The sequence below is a fragment of the Sphingomonas sp. Mn802worker genome (assembly GCF_000382485.1).
Lineage (GTDB): Bacteria > Pseudomonadota > Alphaproteobacteria > Sphingomonadales > Sphingomonadaceae > Sphingomonas.
Map to the genome: position 1 here is coordinate 208,048 of NZ_AORY01000012.1, position 16,867 is coordinate 224,914.

The 16,867-nt window shown below is 67.4% G+C and carries 18 protein-coding genes and 1 pseudogene; 6 read left to right on the top strand and 13 right to left on the bottom strand.

Annotated features, from left to right (window positions below):
* Positions 1-69: 69 nt before the first annotated feature.
* Positions 70-1,358 (bottom strand): annotated as a pseudogene (locus tag SMN802W_RS16915) (Hsp70 family protein).
* Positions 1,359-1,402: 44 nt separating this feature from the next.
* Between SMN802W_RS16915 and SMN802W_RS16920 the strand changes: the two are divergent.
* Positions 1,403-2,509 carry a glycosyltransferase gene (locus SMN802W_RS16920; protein WP_051083584.1) on the top strand — a complete coding sequence of 369 codons (1,107 nt, stop codon included), beginning with the start codon at positions 1,403-1,405 and terminating at the stop codon, positions 2,507-2,509.
* Here the strand turns inward: SMN802W_RS16920 and SMN802W_RS0110985 are convergent.
* From SMN802W_RS0110985 to SMN802W_RS0111015, 7 genes are all read right to left on the bottom strand, one after another.
* Complete coding sequence (locus tag SMN802W_RS0110985) at positions 2,399-2,980, bottom strand: SAM-dependent methyltransferase (protein WP_019516957.1); 582 nt, start codon at positions 2,978-2,980, stop codon at positions 2,399-2,401. The two genes, SMN802W_RS16920 and SMN802W_RS0110985, sit on opposite strands and share 111 nt — an antisense overlap.
* Entirely contained in the window at positions 2,970-3,710 is a 741-nt protein-coding gene (locus SMN802W_RS17620; RefSeq protein WP_238560197.1) for a PIG-L deacetylase family protein, read from the bottom strand. Before SMN802W_RS17620 ends, SMN802W_RS0110985 begins: the two co-directional genes overlap by 11 nt.
* Complete coding sequence (locus SMN802W_RS16930) at positions 3,710-4,849, bottom strand: acyl-CoA dehydrogenase (RefSeq protein WP_156818847.1); 1,140 nt, start codon at positions 4,847-4,849, stop codon at positions 3,710-3,712. The genes SMN802W_RS17620 and SMN802W_RS16930 overlap by 1 nt, the downstream gene beginning before the upstream one ends.
* A gap of 12 nt (positions 4,850-4,861) precedes the next feature.
* Positions 4,862-6,262, bottom strand: a complete 1,401-nt coding sequence (locus tag SMN802W_RS0111000; protein ID WP_019516960.1) for a PepSY domain-containing protein — start codon at positions 6,260-6,262, stop codon at positions 4,862-4,864.
* A 5-nt stretch (positions 6,263-6,267) separates the two neighbouring features.
* A complete protein-coding gene (locus tag SMN802W_RS0111005; RefSeq protein ID WP_156818848.1) occupies positions 6,268-8,460 on the bottom strand; it encodes a TonB-dependent receptor in 2,193 nt (730 codons plus the stop codon).
* 77 nt (positions 8,461-8,537) lie between these two features.
* A complete protein-coding gene (locus SMN802W_RS0111010; protein WP_019516962.1) occupies positions 8,538-8,978 on the bottom strand; it encodes a hypothetical protein in 441 nt (146 codons plus the stop codon).
* Positions 8,979-9,061: 83 nt separating this feature from the next.
* Positions 9,062-9,502, bottom strand: coding sequence for an NUDIX domain-containing protein (locus SMN802W_RS0111015; RefSeq protein WP_019516963.1), 441 nt, complete (start codon positions 9,500-9,502; stop codon positions 9,062-9,064).
* On the opposite strand from SMN802W_RS0111015, the gene SMN802W_RS0111020 reads away from it, so the two are divergent.
* On the top strand, positions 9,476-9,721 hold the full coding sequence (locus tag SMN802W_RS0111020; RefSeq protein ID WP_238560189.1) for a Flp family type IVb pilin: 246 nt from the start codon (positions 9,476-9,478) through the stop codon (positions 9,719-9,721). The genes SMN802W_RS0111015 and SMN802W_RS0111020 overlap by 27 nt on opposite strands.
* A 118-nt stretch (positions 9,722-9,839) precedes the next feature.
* On the top strand, positions 9,840-10,040 hold the full coding sequence (locus tag SMN802W_RS0111025; protein WP_019516965.1) for a Flp family type IVb pilin: 201 nt from the start codon (positions 9,840-9,842) through the stop codon (positions 10,038-10,040).
* 82 nt (positions 10,041-10,122) lie between these two features.
* Here SMN802W_RS0111025 and SMN802W_RS0111030 read toward each other — a convergent pair whose 3' ends face one another.
* The 4 genes from SMN802W_RS0111030 to SMN802W_RS18840 are packed head-to-tail and all read right to left on the bottom strand — an operon-like array spanning position 10,123 to position 13,911.
* Positions 10,123-11,070, bottom strand: coding sequence for an acetyl-CoA carboxylase carboxyltransferase subunit alpha (locus tag SMN802W_RS0111030; RefSeq protein ID WP_019516966.1), 948 nt, complete (start codon positions 11,068-11,070; stop codon positions 10,123-10,125).
* Positions 11,071-11,079: 9 nt separating this feature from the next.
* Positions 11,080-12,015: a tyrosine recombinase gene (locus tag SMN802W_RS0111035; protein ID WP_019516967.1), complete on the bottom strand. Its 936-nt coding sequence runs from the start codon at positions 12,013-12,015 to the stop codon at positions 11,080-11,082.
* On the bottom strand, positions 12,012-13,787 hold the full coding sequence (locus SMN802W_RS0111040) for a hypothetical protein (RefSeq protein ID WP_019516968.1): 1,776 nt from the start codon (positions 13,785-13,787) through the stop codon (positions 12,012-12,014). Before SMN802W_RS0111040 ends, SMN802W_RS0111035 begins: the two co-directional genes overlap by 4 nt.
* Positions 13,777-13,911, bottom strand: a complete 135-nt coding sequence (locus tag SMN802W_RS18840) for a hypothetical protein (protein ID WP_019516969.1) — start codon at positions 13,909-13,911, stop codon at positions 13,777-13,779. Before SMN802W_RS18840 ends, SMN802W_RS0111040 begins: the two co-directional genes overlap by 11 nt.
* An 85-nt stretch (positions 13,912-13,996) precedes the next feature.
* On the opposite strand from SMN802W_RS18840, the gene SMN802W_RS0111050 reads away from it, so the two are divergent.
* From SMN802W_RS0111050 to SMN802W_RS0111060, 3 genes are read left to right on the top strand one after another with little or no spacing between them, the layout of a single operon-like run.
* The gene (locus tag SMN802W_RS0111050; protein ID WP_026326022.1) at positions 13,997-14,536 is read left to right on the top strand and encodes a shikimate kinase; all 540 of its coding nucleotides are present in this window, start codon (positions 13,997-13,999) and stop codon (positions 14,534-14,536) included.
* Positions 14,533-15,633: a 3-dehydroquinate synthase gene (aroB, locus tag SMN802W_RS0111055; RefSeq protein ID WP_019516971.1), complete on the top strand. Its 1,101-nt coding sequence runs from the start codon at positions 14,533-14,535 to the stop codon at positions 15,631-15,633. The genes SMN802W_RS0111050 and aroB overlap by 4 nt, the downstream gene beginning before the upstream one ends.
* Before the next feature lie 60 nt (positions 15,634-15,693).
* The gene (locus SMN802W_RS0111060; protein WP_019516972.1) at positions 15,694-16,515 is read left to right on the top strand and encodes an alpha/beta fold hydrolase; all 822 of its coding nucleotides are present in this window, start codon (positions 15,694-15,696) and stop codon (positions 16,513-16,515) included.
* Positions 16,516-16,551: 36 nt separating this feature from the next.
* On the opposite strand, the gene SMN802W_RS0111065 is transcribed toward SMN802W_RS0111060, so the two are convergent.
* On the bottom strand, positions 16,552-16,866 hold the full coding sequence (locus SMN802W_RS0111065) for an FtsB family cell division protein (protein ID WP_026326023.1): 315 nt from the start codon (positions 16,864-16,866) through the stop codon (positions 16,552-16,554).
* Position 16,867 lies beyond the last annotated feature (1 nt).

Sequence of the window (16,867 nt, forward strand, 5' to 3'; positions counted from 1 at the left end):
GCATCAACGATGTGATCTACCTGATGACATCTACACGCCCAAACTTACTTCTGCCTTGATCACCGGCCGTTAAATTGCCCAGCCCGATACGTCGTCCGACTGCGCGATCAGCGCCAGTCCGTGCGCGATCGAGGTCAGTTCGCCCCCCGCGTCGATCCGCTCTCGGCCGAAGCGCTGCTCGAACAATCGACGCACAGCGGGCACCAGCGAGGTGCCGCCGGTCAGGAAAACGCGGTCGACCGCGCTTGCGTCGACGCCAGCATCGGCCAGCGCCTCGTCGACCGCTTGCGCCATGCGCGAAACGTCGTCGGCAATCCACTGCTCGAAGTCGGCTCGCGCCACGTGCGCGGCGATGTCAAGCCCGCCGCCGGCGAAGCGAAACTCGGCGCTGTCGGCCGACGACAGCGCACGCTTCAATCGACCTACCGCGTCGTACAAGGGAAAGCCAAGCTCGTGCTCGATGATCGCGATCATGCGCCCGATCGCATCCGGGTCGACCGCGCTGCGCTGCAGCCGCTCCAGTTCTGCCAGCGTACGCCGGTTGCGCATCAGCGCGAGCTTCGACCAGTCGCCGAAATCGGCGAAATAGCCGCCCGGTATCTCGAGCAGCTTGTCGAATGAGCGATAAGCGCTGCCCTTGCCGAGCAGCGGCAGCACCAGCCGGTCGATGATGCGATAGTCGAAGCGGTCACCCGCGATACCGACGCCGGCATGACCGAGCGGCAGGCATCGGCGCGACTCGCCCGCACGCTCGATACGCACCACCGAAAAATCACTCGTGCCGCCACCGAAATCGGCCACCAGCAACGTCGCGGGTTCGCTGACGCGTGCGGCATAGCTGTATGCGGCCGCAAGCGGTTCGTAGACGTAGTGGATTTCCGCCCCCGCCCGGCGAACATCGCATCGTAGCGTTCACGCGCCAGCGCCGCATCGGGTCGCGCTCCCGCATATCGTACCGGCCGTCCGACAATCAGCCGATCAAGGTGTGCGAACGCTCCCTCCGCGCTCTCGGCAACCCGGTCGAGAAAAAACTGTCCCAGCTCTTCGAAACGATATCGCTTGTTGAAGACCGGGGCGCTGTCGAACGACGCACTCGCCGCCACCGATTTGAACGATTGCAGGAACCGGCTGCCGTCCGGATATTCCAAATACTCGCGGATCGCCGCAGGTCCGGCCTCCACCATCAACCCATCGGGTGCATCCTCGTCCTGCCAGAAGCACAAGGCGGATCGGAACACCTCGCTAGCCTGCACGCGGTCGAGTGGCAGCAGACGCGGCGGCTGCGCTCGATCCTCGACCATCGCCGCCACCGTGTTGGTGGTCCCGAAGTCCAGCCCTATGGCACGAAGGTTCGACATAGAGAGACGGTCCGTCAGAGAGTGGCGGGCTATGGCGGCAGCACATGCAGCGGACAAGCACCGACCTTGATCCACGTCTGTTGTCGGCAGACGCCCGTCGCTCTACGCCGATCGTCGATGCCAACATGTCGGCCATGAACGATCCCCTACCCCGCGTCGCTGTGGCGCTGCCGGCGAGGGACGAAGCCGCCTGCCTGCCCGTCTGCCTCGCAGCGCTCGACCAGGCAGCGGGTCGGTTCGGCGGCGCGGTGACGATCGTTGTGGTCGCCAACAATTGCGCCGACGCGACGTCGCGCGTGCTTGCCGACACGCAGCTGCGCCACGCGACGCTGCGGCCGCGTGCGGTGACGTTGCTTCCGCGCTTCCGCCATGCCGGCTGGGCGCGCCGGCTCGCCTTCGATGCCGCGGCCGACGCACTCAGCGCCGACACCGACGTGCTGATGTCGAGCGACGCCGACACCTGTGTCGCACCCGACTGGATCACGCGCACGGTTGCTTATCTCGACAGCGGCATGGATGCGGTTGCCGGGCGCGCGCTGACCCGTCGCGACGATCGCCGCGCACTCGGGCATGAGGCGATGCGCCGGCTCAACCTGCTCGGTCGCTATTACACCGCGCTGGATTGGCTGCGCGCCGATGCGTCGCCTGATCCATACGATCCATGGCCGCGGCACTTCTACGAAGGCGGCGCAAGCATCGCGTTGACGCTTCAAACCTATCGCCGCATCGGCGGCGCGCCGACGCCTGCCCTGGCGGAGGATCGCGCGTTGTTCGCCGCGGTTCGAGCGGCCGGCGGGCGCGTCCGCCACCCGCTCGACGTGCGTGTCTTCACCTCCAGCCGGCTCAATGGCCGCGCACCCGGCGGCATGGCCGACGCTTTCGCACGCTGGATCACGCAGGACCTGACCGCCCCGCTGCACGAGACCTACGCTGTTCCAGCCGCGCTCGATCCGATAGGCGCGACGGCAGACGACCAGCTCAGCTTCCTGACGCTACCCGACGCGGTCGCACGTGCTCGCGCCATGATCCGCGCGCGTCGTTTACGCCCGCCGCCACAAGTCGAGCCGATATTGCTCCCGCCGCTCGGCATGGACAACCTCGACACCGTTCCCCATCAGGCGTCGCAGCCCCTCGACGGCCTCGTCGCCTGACAGCGGATAGTCCGTCTCTCCGATCCAATGGACCAGCAGCAGGTCGCCGCCGCTGACCACATGCGCCGATAGGTAATTGGCCGCGCGCGAGAGATCAGCGCGATCCCAATAATAGATCACCTCGGACAGGACGACGAGGTCGAAGCAGCCCGGCGGCACATCACCGGGCACTTGCCGCTGCTCGATGCGAACCTGCGGCAGGTCCGCGCACCGCGCTTGCGCCGCCGCCAGCGCGGTTTGCGATACATCGACCGCAAGCAGGTCGTCGCAGCGCGCCGCCAGCCGCTGCGTCAGAACACCGTTCGCGCAGCCGATCTCCAATGCGGCAGCGTACCGCTCTCGTGGCAGGCTCGCCAGGCTGTGATCGTATTTGGCCCGCTCATAGTCACTCGTCTCGAAATGCCACGGGTCGCCCTGTTCGGCGAACAGGCCCTCGAACCAGTCAGCCCCGATCGATCGATCACGCCGCATCGCGTTCCTCCAACAGTATGGTGAAGCGCCGATCGACCAGCCGCCGCATGGCCCGCGGCAGGACAAAGCGGTCGCGGGCGCCGGTAATGCGCGCCCCCATCTGACTGCGGTGGCACGCGAGCGCGCGCCGCTCGATCCCGCGCCGGGCGCTTGATCGGATGACGAGCGGCCTGACGCGGGCGAGCCGCTCCGCCACATCGGCGCGGGTCCATCCCCACACGCAGTAGAACAACGGCGTCGTGCCAAGACGCTGCGCAACCGCGCAGGCCACCGCGGCAGCAGCCTGATGATCGCAGTGCGGATCATGGGCCCAGGTGGTCGTCACACGCGTCAGCCGCTCGCGCCGGCAATGCGCGACCAGCCGGTCGACCGTATGACCGAAGGCCACACTGTCGGCGGCATACGGCGCAGCATCGCGCCAGCCGAGCAGCATTGGGGTGGCTGTGGAACCAAGCACGCGCAATGCCGCACGCGCCTCGCCCGCGCGCAATGCCGCCACCCGCTTGGCGCTCCATCCGGGCGCACCGACGTGGCTGCCCGAACCATCGGTCAGGAATGCGACCGATAGCCGCGCGCTTGAAGCCGACAGTCCCGCGATCAGCCCGCCCGCACCCAGCGCCTCGTCATCGGGGTGCGGCGCAAGCACCAGCCAGCCGTCCCGTGCCGCCTGTGCGATCGACAGACGCCGCGCGCGCAGTAACGTGCGCCGCCAGCTCGCCTGACCCGGCATCACCACCACGGATCGTCGCCCCAGCGATCCGCCTCGATCCACGCCGCCGCTGCGCGGTCGCGGGCCTGATCGGGAACCGGCTGGCGCAGGTACAGCCCCAGGTCGCGCGTGATCCGGTCGACGCGACTGCCGGCAAAAAACGATGCCGTCCCGATCGCGCGCGCCGCTCCCTCCATCACGAGCAGACCTGCCTCCTCGACCACGCCGCGCGTCATCAGCACGTGGGCGATCGCATTCGGTGAGCCGTCTTCGGCGAGCTGCGACGCGCGGCCGACCCACGTTGCGGCAGAGCGCGTCGCGACGATCGCCGCGCCAATCCGCGCGCGCTGAATCGAATCGTTCGCCTTGCCCGTGGCGACCAGGTGATCGCGCCAGTGCCGAAGCAACGCCTCGACCGCACCCAATTGCACCGCGGTAAAGCGCCACGCGCCGGCGGAAAATCGCGGCTCGCGCTCGTAATCACCCGCTTCGCCGATCAATGCGTCTGAGCTGACGACCAAGCCGTTGAAATCAAGCGTCCCGCTGTTCGTGCCGCGCATGCCGCGCACCTGCCACGCGCTGTTGTCGACCCGCGCACCCGCTTCCGACACATCGGCGAGCACCATCTGCTTGGTGCCGTCCGGCCACCGTGCCGTGATCAGTGCCCGGTCGATGTGCCCCGCCCCCGTCGCGAAGCTTTTGGCGCCGGACAGACGATAGGTGCCCGGCCCCGTCTCCTCGACATTCATGCCGGGTGCGGGTTCGGTGTTCCACACGCCGTATACGCGCCCCGCCGCCAGATCGCGCGCCAGTGCGTCGCGTTGTGTCGCACCACCATAAGCGTGAACGAGCTGCACCGCGTTGACATGACCTTCGTAGATCCGACCCAGGCTCAGGTCTGCTCCACCGATCAGGCGCAACGTCGTGAGCAGATCGACGGCCGCCGCCGCACCGTCCAGCGTGACAAACGCCGAGGTCGCACCGAGGTCGATCAGCGTTCGCAGCCGCTCGGCCGGGAACTCCTCGTCGCCATTTGCATGATCCCACACGCGCACTACGTCTCGCAAACGCGCGACCAACGACGCTCCGTCGCCCTGTTCCACCTGCATCAGCAATCGCCTGCCCTCCCGCTTGCAGCCCAGCGCTTCAGTCGCAGGCACGGTTCCGGCTCTTCAGGCCAATCGCTGGGCAGGAAGCAATCGATCAAGCAGCAGGTTCAGCCCCGCCACGAGCAGCAGCGACGCACCGAACAACGGCAGCACGAGCCCCGCAACGACCAGCGCGATGATCAGACCGCGCGCGCGTGCGCCGGCGATCGGCGACGGCGCGCCGGTCGATCCGCGCGGTCGCCGCTTCCACCACATTGCCACCCCGCTGATCGTCAACACCCAGATCGCGATGCAGGGCACAAGCATCAGCAATTGATTGGGACGTCCGAAGTAATTGCCCATGTGCAACTGCACACCTAACTCGACCGCCTTTCCGACAATGCCGTAATCGGCATAGTCGACCTCCTGCCCGATCTGTCGCAGGCTGTAGCGATCGACATAGATCGTGTGCTGCCCCTGTGGCCGGTCGGGGTAGGTAATCGCGGCATACACGCCGTCCGGGCCAGCCGGCAGGTAAAGCCAGTAACCCCCGACGAGATGCCGCCGCGCCAACAAGCGCGTCACGCGGTCGATGCCGGCGATCGCAGCCGCATCGTGCGTCGCCGCCGGCGCTTCGTGGCCGGCATGCCCCTGATGCTGGTCTCCGCCATTCGATTGCGGCATTGGCGCTGCTTCGAGCGTCCACGGCACCTGTCCGAGCGCCGCCTTCATCGAGACGCTGTGCGGTGCATTGTGGGTGCGAAACGACGGCGGATAGCCGACGCCGGCCGCCGCACTCGCCCGCTGGAGCAGGTCGCCGCTCACCCCCGCCCATGGCAGCCCCGTCACGATCAGGAAGCCGATCAGCCCCATGCTCCACACCCCGACCGGGCCATGCAGCGCGCGCCAGAAGCGCCGGCCTCGAAGGTCGAAGCGCGGCCACAGCACGCCCGCCTTGCGCCACCGCCCCGACCCACGCGGCCACCACAGGATCGTGCCCGTCACGAGCAGCACCAACGCCCAGCACGCCGCCAGTTCGACTAGCCGATCACCCGCCGTGCCGATCATCAGCGATCCGTGCAGCCCGTCCGCGATCCCGACCAGCGTGCGCTCGTACACCAGGCTGCCGAGCACGCGTCCGCTTCCCGGATCGACGTGCACGCGCAGCGGCACGCCGTCGCTCGGCGTCACGTAGACCACCGCCGCGCGCGTGTTCGACGCCGGCACGTCGACCCGCGAAGCCGCGCCCGGATGCGCGCTCAGTGCCGCACGGACCATCTCCGAGACCGGAACACTGGTCGTATGTGGCGCGACCAGACGCAATTCGGGATAGATCGCATCATTCAACTCATCGTTGAACAGATAGATCGCGCCGGTCGCACTCAGCATCAGCAGGAACGGTGCGACGATCAACCCGGCCCAGAAATGCCAGCGCCACACCGCGCGGTGAAAGGCGGCCGTCCGCGTTCGCTCACTCACCAGCATGGCCGTCACAGCCGCGTCGCCAGCGCAAGCTCGAACGACCGCGGCGCCGCGATGTACACGTTGGTGCTCGGATAGCCCGAATATTCGCCGTAGAACGCATCGGTCAGGTTGCGCCCTCGCGCCGTCAACGTGACCCCGCGCGCGACCGGGACCGAGATGCTTGCGTCCAGCGTGGTGTGCCCGGCAACGCGGATCGTGTTCGCCGTGTCGGTGTAGAAATCGCTGGCGTGACGCAGGAAGCCACCGATCGTCACCTTGTCGGCGATCGTATAAAGCGCGGTCGCGTTCAGCGTCGTCGATGGCACGTTGATCGGCCGATTGCCGCGTCGGCTGACCGCTATGCCTGAGACGACCTCGCTCAACTCGTCATAGCGTGCGTCGGTATAGGATGCGCCGGCCGACAGGCGCAGCGACTTCGATGCGGAAAGCGCGGCGATCAACTCGATGCCCTGCGACGACTGGCGTCCGCCCTGGACCGCAAGCGAGGGATTGGCCGGATCGCGCGTGATGATGTCGCGCTGCTCAATGCGGTAGGCCGCGCCGGTGATGCTGATCCGCCCGCTCGCGGTGCCTGCCTTGAAGCCGCCCTCGTACGAGCGGCCGCTGGTCAGCTTGAAGCGGCTGTTTGCGATCGAGGCGAGCAGGATCGTCGACACCGGCGACACCGCGGTGGTATATTGCGCGTAGAGCGTGATCCCCGGCCACCCCTCCCACGTCGTGCCCGCCCGCCACGACACGGGATCGAAGCTCGGATCGTTGCGGTCGACCGCGCCGGTCACGTTCTGGATCGTCGCACGGCGCAGCGCGATGTGGTCCCAGCGGATGCCGCCGAGCAGCAGCCACTTCGGCGTCAGGTTCACCGCATCCTCCGCAAACACTGATGCCTGCCGCAGCTTCGACTCGAACGTCACGTTGCCGCTGGTGTAGATCGCGGGCGAGGTCGGCCGTGCGATCACCGCCGGATCGCGCACGTCGACCGCTGGCAATGCGCCAGCCGGCGCCTGCTGCCGCAGGCTGATGAAGTCGGTGTCGTTATACTCGGCACCAAGGCTGAAACGATTGCGCAGCCCGGCGATCGCGCCATCATGCCCGACAACCCCGCGCGCATTCCAGAAGCGATGATCGTGGCGGAAATCCTGATAGCTCTGGCGAAAACTTCCGTGTGGAAAGACAGCGTCCGACGCGACGAAGGTCTGCGTGTCGGCGAGCAGGAACGCACGGTCGGCGATGTAACCGGTCAGGTCGAGCGCTGCGGTCCAACCGTTACCGATCACCCAATCGATGCGCGACCGCCATGTCGTCTCGTCCGCGCCGGAATAGGCACCCAATGGATTGTAGTTGCGCCGCCTGAGCGGCCGGTCGGCGACCAGCCCGCTCGTACTCTCGACCGCAGCGCTTGGCCGCAGCGCGTAGCGAGCCGGGATGAGCGGCAGCCCTTGATAGGTGGCGTCGTAGCGATCCTCGAAATGATCGACCGCGACCAGCACCGACAGCGTCGTGCTCGGCCGCCACAGCGCGCTGGCGGTCAGCCCGGCGGAGAAGGTGTCGTTGTTGTCGACATCGTACAGGCTCCGCGAGCGTTGGTAGCTTGCATCCGCACGGACCGCGAGATCGCCCGTTACCGGCAGGTTGACCCCTGCGGCGGCGAATACGGTGTCAAAGCTGCCGACCGAAACCAGGCTGTCGAAATGCTCCTCGCCGAGCACGGGCTTGCGCGTCACCTTGTTGATCACGCCCGCGAGAGCCCCCTCGCCGTACAGGACCGACGCCGGGCCTTTCAGCACCTCGACGCGGTCGTAATGCCAGTTGTTGCTGTCACGCTGCACGACCGTCGAGGCGGCGATCCGTACCCCGTCCTGCAGGACCGAGACGGTGTTGCCCGCAAACCCGCGTAAAGAGACGACGGCCGGGTTTCCGGGCACGTTACCCGCCACCGCGCCGACCACGTCGTTGAACGTCTCGCGTGCGGTGCGCAGCCCGCGGACCTGTAATTCGTTCTGGTCCAGCACTTCGACGCTTGCCGGCGTTTCGCGGATCGTCAGCCCGAGCCTGCTGCTCGCCTGGACCGATTGATCGAGCTTGACGGGATCGCGCGCGCCCTCGACGACGATGTCACCGTCGCGCACTTGCGCTGCAACGGGCGCGGCAGGCAGCAGGCACGGCAATGCCGCACCCAGTCGTAAGATGAAAGTTGACATAAAACACCTGTGACCGGCGCAGCAGCCAGCCCGCGCCGTTGGAAAAGAAGCCGCGGATCAGCGCGACGCAACTCAGGTCACAGAAGTGTGGGAGGGCCTCTCAGCGGCGGACGCGACCGTGCCGGTTCCGTCCGGCCGGGCAGGACGATGCCGCTGATGCCCAGTGCCATGACAAAGGCGATCAGCGCGACGAGCAACAGCGGGTCGGTCGCCGCGATCGTCGCGGCGGCAAGCGCGGAGAAGACGCACGGCAGTTCCGCCTTCCCGTCCGAGTGTGACGGGCTGCGTTTGTCGGCCGCGTCGGCATGGATCATGTCCATGTGCACCAAGTCGTCCATCGTGGCCTCAACCGACTGGATCTGGGTCGAAGTGACCTGAGGGCACAAGGTGATCGTGGGCCAACCCGCTTCGTCGCTGACCATATAGCCACCTGGCACCGCCAGCTTCATCAGCAACGCCGCCGCGAAGATCAGCACGGCAAGGTGACGATGCACGAGAAGACGGCGGAACGCGCTCACCGCAATGGCCTAGCGGCGCGACAGCAGCGTGTCACCAGTTCCTCTCGCCCCCGACATCGGCGGCAGGGCGCCGGCCTACCGCCTCAGGACCGCGCGATCAGCGTTTCCAGCAGCGGTATGTCCAGCGGCGGCATCGGCAGGCGTCGCAGCGCCGCCGGTTGATCCCAGCACAGTGCACTGGCGTCGAGTCCCCGTGGAACACCCCGCCAACGCGTGCACCGGAACAGCAGCAGGATCATGCACCGTTTGGCGTCCGCATCGGTTGCGAAGCCGTGCGGCGTCAGGTCAGCCATCGCCACCCGGATATCGAGTTCCTCCAGCAACTCGCGGGCAAGCGCTTGATCCGGCGTCTCCCCTGCCTCGACCTTGCCGCCCGGAAACTCCCACAGACCGCCGTGCGCCTTACCCGCCGGTCGCTGCTGCATCAGCACGCGTCCGACGTCGTCGCAGAGGGCGGCCGCGACGACGATCAACGGCGAGCGGATCGGCGCCGGGTGTTGAGGAAGCGAATCGTTAAGGCTCATTCGCTAGTCTCCCCGTCGATGAAGCGCCGTCAAACCCTCCTTGGTGCAATCACGCGCCTGGTTCGGGCGCGTCGCGGCGCCACGGCGGTCGAATATGCACTGATCGCCGCGCTTATCGCGCTGGCCGCGCTCACCGCCATCGCGCAGGTGGCGTCGCAGACGACCGGGTTGTGGAGCGACGTCAACGGCCAGGTGAGCAGCGCGGTCGCAAACCCATGATTAAGCATCGCTATTAAACATTTCGCAATTGCTTCGCGCGTATCACGGCAACGCTGGCTACCGGACTTCGGAAAACCAGCCGGGTAACTGAAGTTTCGAAAAGTCATCGGAGATCGACATGCAGCAGATTCGCGCATTCCTGAAGAACAACAAGGGCGCCACCGCCATCGAATACGGCCTGATCGCAGCGCTGATCGCCGTCGCCGCCATCACCGCCATGTCCAACCTGGGTGGTTCGATCAAGAACACCTTCGCCACCGCTGGCGCACGTCTGGACACCGCGTCGGGCACGGCATCGACGGCTGGTACCGCCAAGTAACCTACCGGCAGGCATGCCAAAATGGAGGGCGGCGGAGCGATCCGCCGCCCTTATTCGTGCGTCTAGATGCGCACTTGGCGGGTCAGACGCGCCCCATCGCCAGGAACTTCGCCCGCCGCGCTTGCCGCAGCGCCGCAGCATCCAGCGGTGACAGCTCAGCCAGCGCCTGCTCGATCGCGTCACCCAAGTTAATGATCGCACGCGAAGCATCGCGGTGCGCGCCGCCCAACGGCTCGGGCACGATCGTGTCAGCGATACCCAGCGCGTGCAGATCCTGCGCGGTCACCTTCATCGCCTCCGCCGCGTCCGCCGCCTTGTCGGCCGTGCGCCACAGGATTGAGGCGCACCCTTCTGGCGAGATGACCGAATAGACCGCGTGCTCGAACATCAGCACCTTGTTGCCGCTCGCCAGCGCGACCGCGCCGCCCGAGCCGCCTTCACCCACGATCGCGGAAATTAACGGCACACCGAGCGACAGGCACGTCTCGGTCGATCGCGCGATCGCCTCGGCTTGTCCGCGCTCCTCGGCCTGGATGCCGGGGAACGCACCCGAGGTATCGACCAGCGTCACGACCGGCAGCGCGAACCGGTCGGCCAGTTCCATCAGCCGGATCGCCTTGCGATATCCTTCCGGCTTTCCCATTCCGAAATTGTGCCGCAGTCGCGTCGCGGTGTCGTAGCCCTTTTCGTGCCCGAGCACGAGCACGCGGCGTCCGCGGAACGTCGCGAAGCCGCCCAGGATCGCTTGGTCGTCACCAAACGCCCGATCGCCGGCGAGTGGCATATAGTCGCTGAACAGCCCGGCGACATAATCCTTGAAGTGCGGGCGTTCGGGATGCCGTGCGACCTGCGTCTTCTGCCACGGCGTCAGCTTGGCAAACGTGTCCTTCAGCAGCTTGTCCGACTTGGCCTGCAACCGCGACACTTCGGCGGCGATATCGACGCCGCCCTCCGCACCAGTATCGCGCAGTTCGTCGATGCGCGCCTGCAATTCGGCGATCGGCTTCTCGTAGTCGAGGAATTTGAGCATCGCGCGCGGTTAGGACGCGCGCGCGCCAGCGTCAACGAGCGCCTCGCGCAGCGGATGCCGCTCATTGACCAGTTCGACCAGTCGGCTCCGGTCGACATGCGTGTATATCTCGGTTGTCGCGATGTCGGCATGACCCAGCATCGACTGCAGCGCACGCAGGTCCGCGCCGCCCTCCAGCAGGTGGGTCGCAAAGGCATGGCGTAGCACGTGCGGGCTGATGCGGTCGGGCGCGATGCCCGCCTCTGCCGCGATCGCGCGAACGATCTGAAACAGGCGCACGCGCGAGAGATGCGTCTTGCCCGATGGAAACAGGAACGCCTGATCGGTCGGCACGTGCGCACGCCATGCCGCCACTGCCGCGCGCGCGCGATCGGACAAGGGGACCAGCCGCTCGCGCCCGCCTTTTCCGCGCAGGATCAGGAACGGCTTGTCCGCCTGCACCGCCCCGCGCGGCAGGCCGACCAGTTCGCTCGCTCGCAGCCCGGAGCCGTAGAGCAATTCCAGCAGCGCAGACAGCCGCAGGTCGGGCGCGAGCGCCGGCTCTCGTCGCAGCCGTTCGGCGACCGCGGCGAACAGCCGGTCAACGTCATCGTGCGACAGCGTACGCGGGAGTCCGCGCTCGCTGCCGGGGCGCGGCAGCGCGGGCGAAGGATCGTCGGTTCGATCGCCTTCTTCCACCAGAAACGCGAAGAAACGCCTGAGCGCCGCCGCCTTGCGTGCCACGCTCGCCCGCGACAAAGCGCTCCAGCTCGCTGCCAGCTCCCCCAATGCGGCGGCATCCGCGATCGCGAGCCGACCATCCAGCAGCCCGGACGCGAGCCGCAGATCGGTCCGGTACGCCGCCAATGTGTTGCGTGCCGCGCCGGCCTGCGCCGCCATCATCTCCAGGAACCGCTCGATCGCGTCGCGGTCGCTCACGCAGCCGGTCGGCGACGTCGCCGTCATAGTCGGGTCAATGCCTCGACCGCGATCATCCGCGCCTCGCCGGTCAATCCGACCGCACGCAGCGCACCGATGATGCGGTACAAGGCTGCGGGTGGCACGCCAGCCCAATCGTTCGTCTGCATGCCCGTCGCGGCGAGCAGCACGACGGTGCCCGACTGCCCTTCGGCTGCCGCACGGTCGAGCGCGCGGGTCCAGGCGTCGGTCGCGCCGATGCGGACATCGAGCGACTGCGCACCCGCTTCGACATCGCTCGCGCTCATGCGGCCAAGCCCCGCCATCGCGGCGAAGAACAGCTGCTTCTTGCGCGATGCGTTCGCCCCTTTCGGCGCGTAATCGTCGACGCTGCCCCATCCGCTGCCGGTCCGGTCCGGCTCGGCGATGTGCAGCATGGCCCAAGCATCGCTGCCCGCGGGCACATGGCCTTGCCAGCGCAGCGCCGTGCGATCGAGCCCGGCCGAGAGCATCGACGCGATCAGCTGATCCGCCTGCTCGACACCGTCGAACACGGTCAATCGACCAGCCGCACGCGCGGTCAGGATCAGCCGGGCATAACGCAGCTCGGGCGTCTCGGCCCCGCTCCACAATGCCGTCATCGCCTTCAACCGGGTTGCCCGATCGACGCCGACATACGCGTCCTGCAGATCGTTCGCGGCCTGCGCCAGCGGCGCGGGCGCCTCCTCCAGCTCGCGCGATGCGGCGAACAGATCGACCAGCGCAGCATTGGACAGGATGCCCATCGCCGCGCCGCGCTCGGCCGGCACGACACGATCGCTGAGCGGGATCGCGGGCGCGAGCGCACGCCAGCCACTCAGCTGCGAACCCACCGTCGCGTGCAATTCCTCGGGCACGACGACGCCGGTGGCGGTTGCCAGGCCCCAGCGCCACGCGTTCAACTGCGTAACCGCATCCCACTCGATCGTGATCGCCTGCCGGCTGTCGGCACCCGCACCGATCACCTTCTGCGTCAATTGCAGGTCGACACCGCTCGCGACCTTTAAACGGCGTAGCTTCTGCACCAGCGGTCGTGTCGGCTCACCGGTCATCCCGGCGCACATCGCCTGCGCCGCGATCCAGCCGGGCTCGCTCTGCGCAATGCGCGGGGACTGCGCCAGCGTGCACAGCCCGGCGGGATCGGCGTTGGCGAGTGCGGTCTGCATCCACACCTGCGCCAGCTTGGGCGTGACGTTGTCCGCATCGACCGACTGCGCCACTGCGCGCGCCGCGACCGACTCGCCCATCCGCAGCAGCAGCCACGCCCGCTCCGCCGCAAAATCCGCGCCATTGACATGCGCCGGCGTGTTCAGTTGTGAGGCGAGCAGGCGGCGCAGCGCGATCGACATCCAGCGCGACGGCAGCGGCGCGGACAATCGTCGCATCAGGACTTCGAGGTAGCGGCCGTCGGCACGACCGAACGCGTCCGCACCTACCCCGCCCTCGCCGGCACCGACCGGCCCGACCTGTTGCAGCGATCGGCGCGCGAACGCTGGCATTTCGTAGAGCGCAAGCTGCGCCGCATCGGGCGTCGGCGATGCTGTCGGCGTCGGGCTTGGCAGGACCAGCGACGGCAGCGCTGGCAACGCACTAGCGGTCGCGGCCGCACGCGGGGCCGTCACGGCATCGTTCGCCCTGCCAGATGTCGGGGTCGGCGCGGGTGCCGGCGACGGTGTCTGCCCGAACCCCGGCGGCAGCAGCGATTCCGGCCGCTCCTGCGCCAGCGCGGTCGCCGCGATCGCGACCGCAGCGGCCCCGATCAGCAGGTGCTTAATTGGCAAGGTTGCCGAGCTCGACCGGCTGCTCGATCTGCGTCACCGGCCGCTCGGTCGCGCGCCCGGCGAAGAAGAACAGCGCGCCCACGACCAGGACGATCAGCACCACGAGCGAGACGATGAAACGCATATCGGGACCTTAGCATGAACAGGTGACTTCACCGAGCGCTAGGTCTGGCGTCGGCGTCGAAGTGCGCTGTATAGCCCGCCGCATCATGTTGCATAGCCCGCCCGTGACCCCCGCCTGGACGGGGCGGCCGATCGTTCTGGTCGGGCTGATGGGCGTGGGCAAGTCGACGGTCGGGCGGCGACTTGCCAACCGGCTCAAGCTTCCGTTCGTCGATGCCGATCACGAGATTGAACATGCAGCAGGCATGACGATCGCGGACATCTTCGACCGCTTCGGCGAGAATTATTTCCGCGACGGCGAACGCCGTGTGATCGCGCGATTGATCGACGGCAAGCCGAAGGTGATCGCAACCGGGGGCGGTGCGTTCATCAACGACGAAACCCGCGCGCTGATCCTGTCTGACGCCTTGTCGGTCTGGCTCGACGCGCCCGTCGACGTGCTGGTCGACCGCGTCCGCCGCCGCGACACGCGGCCGCTGCTGCGTGGTCGCGACGCCGGCGCCGTGCTGCGCGATCTCGCCGCCAAGCGGACCCCGTTTTACAGCCTCGCGCACCTACGGGTGGCGAGCGCCGATGCGCCGCACGAGAATACCGTGCGCGCGATACTGGAGGCAATTGGTCGATGAAGGTGGTCCCGGTCGCGCTTGGCGAGCGCAGCTACGAAGTGCGGATCGGGAGCGGTCTGCTAGCGCGCGCGGGCGACGAGCTCGCGCCGCTCGTCGGCACGCGCCCAGTGGTGATCGTCGCCGACGAACATGTCGCGCCGCACTTGGCGACGCTGCGCCGATCGTTGCGCGCTTGCGGCATTGCCGCGCACGACATCGTGCTGCCGTCGGGAGAGGGCACGAAGAGCTGGGCCGTGCTCGAACGTCTGTGCGATGCGCTGCTTGAACATGGTGTAGAGCGGCAGGATCATGTGATCGCGCTCGGCGGCGGCGTCATCGGCGACCTCGTCGGCTTCGCGACCGCGATCCTGAAGCGCGGATGCCGCTTTGTGCAGATACCCACGACCCTCCTCGCGCAGGTCGACAGCTCGGTCGGCGGGAAGACCGGCATCAATGCGCGTGCGGGAAAGAACCTGATCGGCGCATTCCATCAACCCGCCCTCGTACTGATTGACCCCGATGTGCTTGACACGCTGCCCGTGCGGCAGGTGCGCGCCGGCTATGCCGAGGTCGTCAAATACGGCCTGATCGACGACGCCGACTTCTTCGCCTGGTGCGAGGCGAACGGGGCGGCGTTGCTTCAAGGCGACGCGGACGCACGCGCCTATGCGATCGCCCATGCCGTCGCCGCCAAGGCGCGGATCGTCGGCGAGGACGAGTTCGAGACGAAGGGCCGCCGCGCGTTGCTCAACCTCGGCCACACGTTCGGCCACGCGCTTGAGGCGGAGGCGGGCTTTTCCGACCGGCTGCTCCACGGCGAGGCGGTGGCGGCGGGCTGCGGGCTTGCCTTCGACTATTCGGCCACGATCGGGCTCTGCACGCGCGAGACGTCCGACCGTGTCGCGGCGCACTGGCGCGACAGCGGCCTGCCGGATGGGCTGTCCGCCTCAGGCATCACCGCGCCGGCCGCCCGGCTGGTCGACCATATGCGTCACGACAAGAAAATGGCGGCCGGCACGCTCCCGTTCCTGCTGGCGCGCGGAATAGGTCAAACGTTTCTCGACAAGACCGTGTCGCTCGATCGGGTGGAGCATTTCCTCGACAACGGTGCACGTTGACAGGAACAGTGCTCCCTCGCCCACGTTGATCCGGCGCACAAACCGCCGGAGTTCAACCACATGCCCTATGTCAAGACACGCGACGGCACCGACATCTACGTCAAGGACTGGGGCTCCGGCCGCCCGGTCGTGCTGATTCATGGCTGGCCGCTATCGTCTGACAGCTGGGACCCGCAGATGATGGCGCTCGCCGACGCCGGTTTTCGCGTCATCGCCTATGATCGTCGCGGCTTCGGTCGGTCGGGCCAGCCGTGGTCGGGCTACGATTACGACACCCTGACCGACGATCTGGCCGACGTCATGAAGGCGACCGGCGCGGAAAGCGACGCCAGCATCGTCGGCTTCTCGATGGGCGGTGGCGAAGTCGCACGCTACATGAGCCGCCACGAAGGTCGCGGCGTCGTCTCGGCCGGGCTGATCTCGTCGGTCGTGCCGTACATGCTCAAGACCGACGACAATCCCGACGGCACGCCAGAGGAGAAGTTGCAGGAGATCGCCGATGGCATCAAAAAGGATCGCCCGGCCTTTTTCCAGTCGTTCTTCAAGGACTTCTTCGGCGAGGGTTACCTGACCAGCCCGGTCAGCAGCGCGACGATCGATTGGGCGTGGCGTCTAGCGATGCAGGCGGGATTGAAACCCACGCTAGCCTGCGCGGAAAGCTTCGGACACACCGACTTTCGGCCCGACCTGCCCGCCTTCCGCGTGCCGACGCTGGTGCTGCACGGCACGTCGGACAAGACGGTGCCGATCGACACGGCCGGCCGCGCTGCCGCAGCCGCGATCGCGAACAGTCAGCTGGTCGAATATGACGGCGCGCCACATGGCCTCTTCGCGACCGAGGGCGATCGGCTGACGCAGGACTTGCTGACCTTCCTGCGTTGACACTGTCGGCGGAGCTGCGCGTCGCGGCTCCGCCGATTACTTCAAGGGGACGATCACCTCGTCCGGGTGTGCGACATTCAATTCCTTGCGCACCAGCTCGTCGACCAGGTCGGGATTGGCGTGGCGGGGATCAAGCAGCGCGACACGGTTGCGCAGCATTGTTCGACGCGCATCCAGCACCGCATATTGCCGCTCGCGCGCGGCAATCTGCTGCTTGTAGTCGCCAAGCGCGAAGACACCGTTCGATCCGGTTACCGCATAAGCGCCGAAGAACCCCATCACCGACAGGGCGGCGGCGGGAACCGCGGCACGGCGGAGGAGGACAGACGGAGGTGTCGGCTTGCGGCGCATC